The 4,810-nt window shown below is 56.3% G+C and carries 7 protein-coding genes; 2 read left to right on the top strand and 5 right to left on the bottom strand.

What is annotated here, in order from left to right; translation table 11 throughout:
- The first annotated feature begins 105 nt into the window (after positions 1–105).
- Together RRY12_12490 and RRY12_12485 are read left to right on the top strand one after the other, a co-directional pair.
- Positions 106–459 carry a YerC/YecD family TrpR-related protein gene (locus RRY12_12490; GenBank protein MEG2185491.1) on the top strand — a complete coding sequence of 118 codons (354 nt, stop codon included), beginning with the start codon at positions 106–108 and terminating at the stop codon, positions 457–459.
- 5 nt (positions 460–464) lie between these two features.
- Entirely contained in the window at positions 465–980 is a 516-nt protein-coding gene (locus RRY12_12485) for a hypothetical protein (GenBank protein ID MEG2185490.1), read from the top strand.
- Here RRY12_12485 and RRY12_12480 read toward each other — a convergent pair.
- From RRY12_12480 to RRY12_12460, 5 genes are all read right to left on the bottom strand, one after another.
- Complete coding sequence (locus RRY12_12480) at positions 977–1,408, bottom strand: hypothetical protein (protein ID MEG2185489.1); 432 nt, start codon at positions 1,406–1,408, stop codon at positions 977–979. The two genes, RRY12_12485 and RRY12_12480, sit on opposite strands and share 4 nt — an antisense overlap.
- Complete coding sequence (locus tag RRY12_12475; GenBank protein MEG2185488.1) at positions 1,392–2,294, bottom strand: lysophospholipid acyltransferase family protein; 903 nt, start codon at positions 2,292–2,294, stop codon at positions 1,392–1,394. Before RRY12_12475 ends, RRY12_12480 begins: the two co-directional genes overlap by 17 nt.
- A 217-nt stretch (positions 2,295–2,511) precedes the next feature.
- Entirely contained in the window at positions 2,512–3,087 is a 576-nt protein-coding gene (locus RRY12_12470; protein ID MEG2185487.1) for a FumA C-terminus/TtdB family hydratase beta subunit, read from the bottom strand.
- On the bottom strand, positions 3,080–3,955 hold the full coding sequence (locus tag RRY12_12465; GenBank protein MEG2185486.1) for a fumarate hydratase: 876 nt from the start codon (positions 3,953–3,955) through the stop codon (positions 3,080–3,082). Before RRY12_12465 ends, RRY12_12470 begins: the two co-directional genes overlap by 8 nt.
- Positions 3,956–3,983: 28 nt before the next feature.
- Positions 3,984–4,810, bottom strand: an 827-nt coding sequence (locus RRY12_12460; GenBank protein ID MEG2185485.1) for an MFS transporter, incomplete at its 5' end; no start/stop codon positions are given.

The following is a 4,810-nucleotide window of genomic DNA, read 5'->3' as shown; positions in this document are numbered from 1 at the left end:
GCTTTAACATATTACATTAGCTTGACTTTTGGGTCAGATGGCGTATCATTTTAATACAGTCATGAAGTAACGTTTTAATATCCTTAAATATATGGAGGCATATAGATGTCGAGCCAATGGAAAGATGAATATACCGATCAACTGTGCGATTGTATTGTCGCGATAACAGACCGTGACGAAGCCTACCGTTTCCTTGAGGATGTGGCCACCTTTTCAGAGATAAAGGCCTTCTCGCAGCGCCTCCAGGTGGCGCACCTGCTTCTGAAAGGGCTTTCGTACCCCCAGATAGTGCAGGCGACGGGCGCAAGCACCGCCACCATCAGCCGCGTCAAGAAATTTGTCGAATACGGCGCGGACGGATACCGCGACGTTTTGAAAAAACTTGAGATGCAGCAGCCTCTTGCGGCCGAGCCAAAGGCCGAACCGAAAAAGAAACGGGCGCAGCAGACAGAGAACTGACGCGGATGGCTAAATATTTTATTCCATGCGCCTCGGTAGCGCGCGCAAGCGACATCATAAGCGCAGCGCCAGAGGGCTCTGAGATATATTTTACAGCGGCGGCGCACGAGGCGGCTGATTTACGCGGCGCGTTTGGCGCGGCATACAGCGTCTGTGGTTTTTCCGCTGCGGCGTCGATGACGCTTGAGGCGGCCGCAACGGGCGTCATTGACGCCGCGGAGAAGCTCGGCGGCTTTGAAAAGATGCTCTTTGCGCCGGCGCTTTCATCGTCCGCCCAGCTTTTCCTCGACCTGCCTGAGGATGAATTTGCGTCCCACATGGAGGCCGCAGCCGGTTTTTTTAATCTCTGCAAGTGCGCGATACCTTACATGATGGGCCAGCCAGAAGCTGAGATCATCGTGGCGCTCCCGCTCGAGGCCGAAAACGCCACCACCGGGATGTTTAGAGCAACAATGACCGCGCTCTGCCGCAGCTTAAGCGAAGAGTTCAGTCAGTACGGCATCGGCGTAAAAGTGATCTAAGCGCCGCCCTGCGCGCGAAGTATTATGGCGTAGGCGGCAAGGTCGTCGACGTTTCGCGGCGGCGTCCGCATCGAAAGCGGAACGAGCCGCCATAGGCCTGATGGCGCGTGGAGCCGCCAGTATATACCGCGCGCGGCAAGCGTCGTGCCGTACTCATTCACCGCTGTGTGCGGCACAGGGAAGGCCTCGCGAAATTTAGAGGACGACGTGCCGTCTCCAATGAATATAGAGGAAAGCTCATGCCCTATAAGGTTTTCCGGCGCGCCCTCCGCGGCGAATCGTTTTAACAGGCTCCAGCGGCTGGAGGCGAAGGCTTCGTATAAAGTTTCTATCTCGCCGGCCGGTACGATCGCGGAAAAAAGCAGCGTCTCATCCTCCGCGAAGGCGACGCCTATTTTCCACTTCCCGGGGTCAATCCCCGCATTCATCAAAGCAGCCCCGTTCCACCGATTCCCAGCGCGGATACATCCACATCCACTGCGCCGGATGTTCAAGTATGCCCTTCGTAAGTACTGCGTTCAGGTCGTCCATGCTCGTCTGAACATTCTCGCCGAACGGTTCTCCGCTGCGTCCCCTCATGGGAGGCAGAAATTTCGTCGTAAAGGTGACGCCGTCTGCGTTGCGGAACGAATAACAGGGAATGACTGCGCATCCTATCTTTGAGGCAAGCTTCGCCGGGCCTACCGGCGTGCTTGCCGGCGAGCCTAAAAAGGGCGAAAGAACGCCGGAACGCCGCGCGTCTTGGTCTATCGGCACAGCTATTATCTCTCCCGCCTGAAGCGCCTTTATCATCGCCTTCAAATCGTTCGCCTTGCCCAGCGCGTGCACGCCTCCGGCCTCGCGAAGCTCGCGGATGAGCTCTGTTATCCTGTCGTCGCGCTGATCGGCCCCCAGTGCGTTTATCGGCAGCCCACGCTGCGCAAGCATACAGGCCGCGTATTCCCAGTTGCCTATATGCGCCGTCGCAAGCAGCACTCCCCTGCCCTCTTTAAAGGCAGCCTCAAGATATTCGTAGCCGTCCGTTTTGACCAGTTCCGTCATTACCGGCGCCATAAGCGGCATCCGCGCAAATTCCGTTGCGGCGCGCCCGAAATGGTCGTAGACCCCGCGCACTATCTCCTTTGCGCGTTCGTCGGAGAGTCCCAATATCCGCGCGCAGCGGGCCTGCGCTTCGGCCGATTTTTTCTTTGTAAATCTTTCCACAAGCCTTCCGAGAGAACCGCCAAGCGCTACGGCCCTTTCGTGCGGCAGCGCGCAGACGGTCTTTCTGAATATCGTAAGCGCGTTCCAAATCAGAGGCTGTCTCTTTGACATTTATAATCAGCCCTTTATTATAAAATTTGCGGGAAACGGGAACCGCCGCAAAGGGTGCGCCGCTTCGTGCGCGCCGCAATTTTAATATAAAACAAAGAAGAAAGGTTCCCACCCAATTCCAGCTAAATTATACAATAAAAAGGCCCTCTTTCGGATAAAAGAGGGCATAGCCGCGTCCATTCATATTTTACACGCGCGCCGGCGCTTCAAAAAACCACTATACGCCGGGCTGTAAAAATGTTTTTCTTACCTCTTCGGGGCCGCTTTCATAGAGGTTTCCGCCGTGGCAGTCGGCAAGCACGACAAGCGGCATATCACAAACCGTAAGGCGCAGCACGGCCTCGGGGCCCAAATCTTCGTATGCCACCTTCTCCGACGCCTTTACGGAATCGGCAAGAAGCACCGCCGTACCGCCTGTGGCGCCGAAATAGACGGCCTTGTACTGGCGGATGGCCTCAAGCACCTCGCCGCTTCTCATCCCCTTGCCTATCATGCCGCGAAGCCCTTTCGACAAAAGAAGAGGCGTATAGGGGTCCATCCTGCCGCTCGTCGTAGGGCCGATAGGGCCGATTACTGCGCCGGGCGGAGTAGGAGCCGGCCCCGCGTAATAGATAATTTCATTTTCAATGGAAAAGGGCGGCGCGCCGCCGGCGGCCAGGGCTGCCGCAATTCTTTTGTGGGCCGCGTCGCGCCCGACAAGAATCTTTCCCGTAAGCAAAACTATGTCGCCTGCGCGCAAAGAGGCCGCCGTATCGTCGTCAAGCGGCAGAGTCACCTTTTTTATCTCACTCATTTTCGCATCTCCCGTCAAGCGTCCCACGCGCGTGGCGCAGCGCGTGGCAGCAGAGATTCACAGCGACAGGCATTCCCGCTATGTGAGTGGGACGCGCCTCTATGCGCGCATCAATAGCTGTGACGGTTCCGCCGATGCCGGCGGGGCCGATGCAGAGCCTGTTCACCTCATTGATTATTTTTTCCTCCATCTCGGCGTAGGCCGGGGTAGGATTTCGCTCTCCGCAGCGCCGCAGAAGCGCGCTCTTTGCCGCAAGCGGAGCTGTTTCAAAGTTGCCGCCGATGCCTACCCCGATAACTATGGGCGGGCACGGGTTTGAACCGGCAAGGCGCACCGTCTCAACCACCGCTTTTATGACGCCCTCCGCACCGTCCGCCGGCTTCAGCATATAGATGCGGCTCATGTTCTCGCTGCCCATGCCCTTCGGCGTTATAGCTATATCAAGAGAATGCCCCGGCACTATCCGCCAGTGGATAACGGCCGGAGTGTTGTCTCCCGTGTTCACGCGGTCTATGAGAGGGTCGGCCACGACTGACTTGCGCAGCGAGCCGCTCTTATAGGCGTCGCGCACCCCGTCGTTTACGGCGGCTTCGACGTCTCCGCCCTCCACGTGCAGGTCCTGACCTATGTTGATAAAAAGCACCGCCATACCGCAGTCCTGACATATAGGCATATACTTCTGCGCCGCAAGCTCCGCGTTCTTTATGATCTCATCGTATACGGAACGCGCAAGAGGCGAACGCTCGGCGGCCTTAGCCTCACGCAGAGCGCAAGATACGTCCTCGGGCAGATACATGTTCGCCATGAGCGCAAGCTCGCAGACCTTTTTCCGAACCTCGTCCGCGGTGATGTGATAAATTTTCGACATCCGCAAGTTACCCCCTTACAAATTTAAATTACGCAGTTTTCGTCCTCTTCATAGAATAAGCATACCAGAGGACGCCGGCCGCGTTCAGCGCTACTATGACGGCGATGGCCGCCTGATAACCGGCGGGCGAAAAACCGGCCCGCGTCACAGGATAGCATTCAAGCACCGCGCCAATGAACCACTGAGCTAAAAACGAACATAAAAATATTGTGAAATTAAGCAGCGACAACACGCGCCCCACTTCGTTTTCCGCGTATAGTGTACGCATTATGGGAAAAGATATCATCGTCATATTACAGAGGAACATGACGACGCCCCAAAGAGGCGCTGCGGCCCTGCCGTTTATGGCGCAGATGAGGCCAAGCAGGATCGTCAGCAAAAGGCCGGAGAGAAGATAAAGACGCTCCCATGAAAGCCCCGCGCGTCTTTTTAAAAAATCGGCCAGAATGCCGTTCAGCAGATATCCAAGCGCCGTGCCGAAAAAGGCAAGCATCATATAAAACTCCGCCTCACGGCTTTCCATGCCGGCTACGTCGTGCATCCACGGCGCTATCCACAGATACAAAAAGGAGAACATTACGGCCTGAGCGCATGTAGAAATTGCCGCCGCGTCCCAGAAGCGCCGGTCTTTGAAATAAGAAAACATCTGCAAAAGAAGTTTCATAAAACCGACGTGCCGCGTCTTAGCCTGCGCGGCATACTTCGGCACGGAAAACCAAATGAGCGCAGAAATCGCAAGGCAGAAAAAAGCAAGAGCTACAAAAACCGGCCTCCAGCCAAAAAATCCGAAGGCTACCGCCATAGGGCGCGTCGCGCACATGCCGCCCAGCCCGCCCATGAAGCACTGCAGGCTGT

This window comes from Cloacibacillus sp. (assembly GCA_036655895.1).
Taxonomy (GTDB): domain Bacteria; phylum Synergistota; class Synergistia; order Synergistales; family Synergistaceae; genus JAVVPF01.
This window is presented reverse-complemented; position numbering and strand designations above follow the sequence as displayed.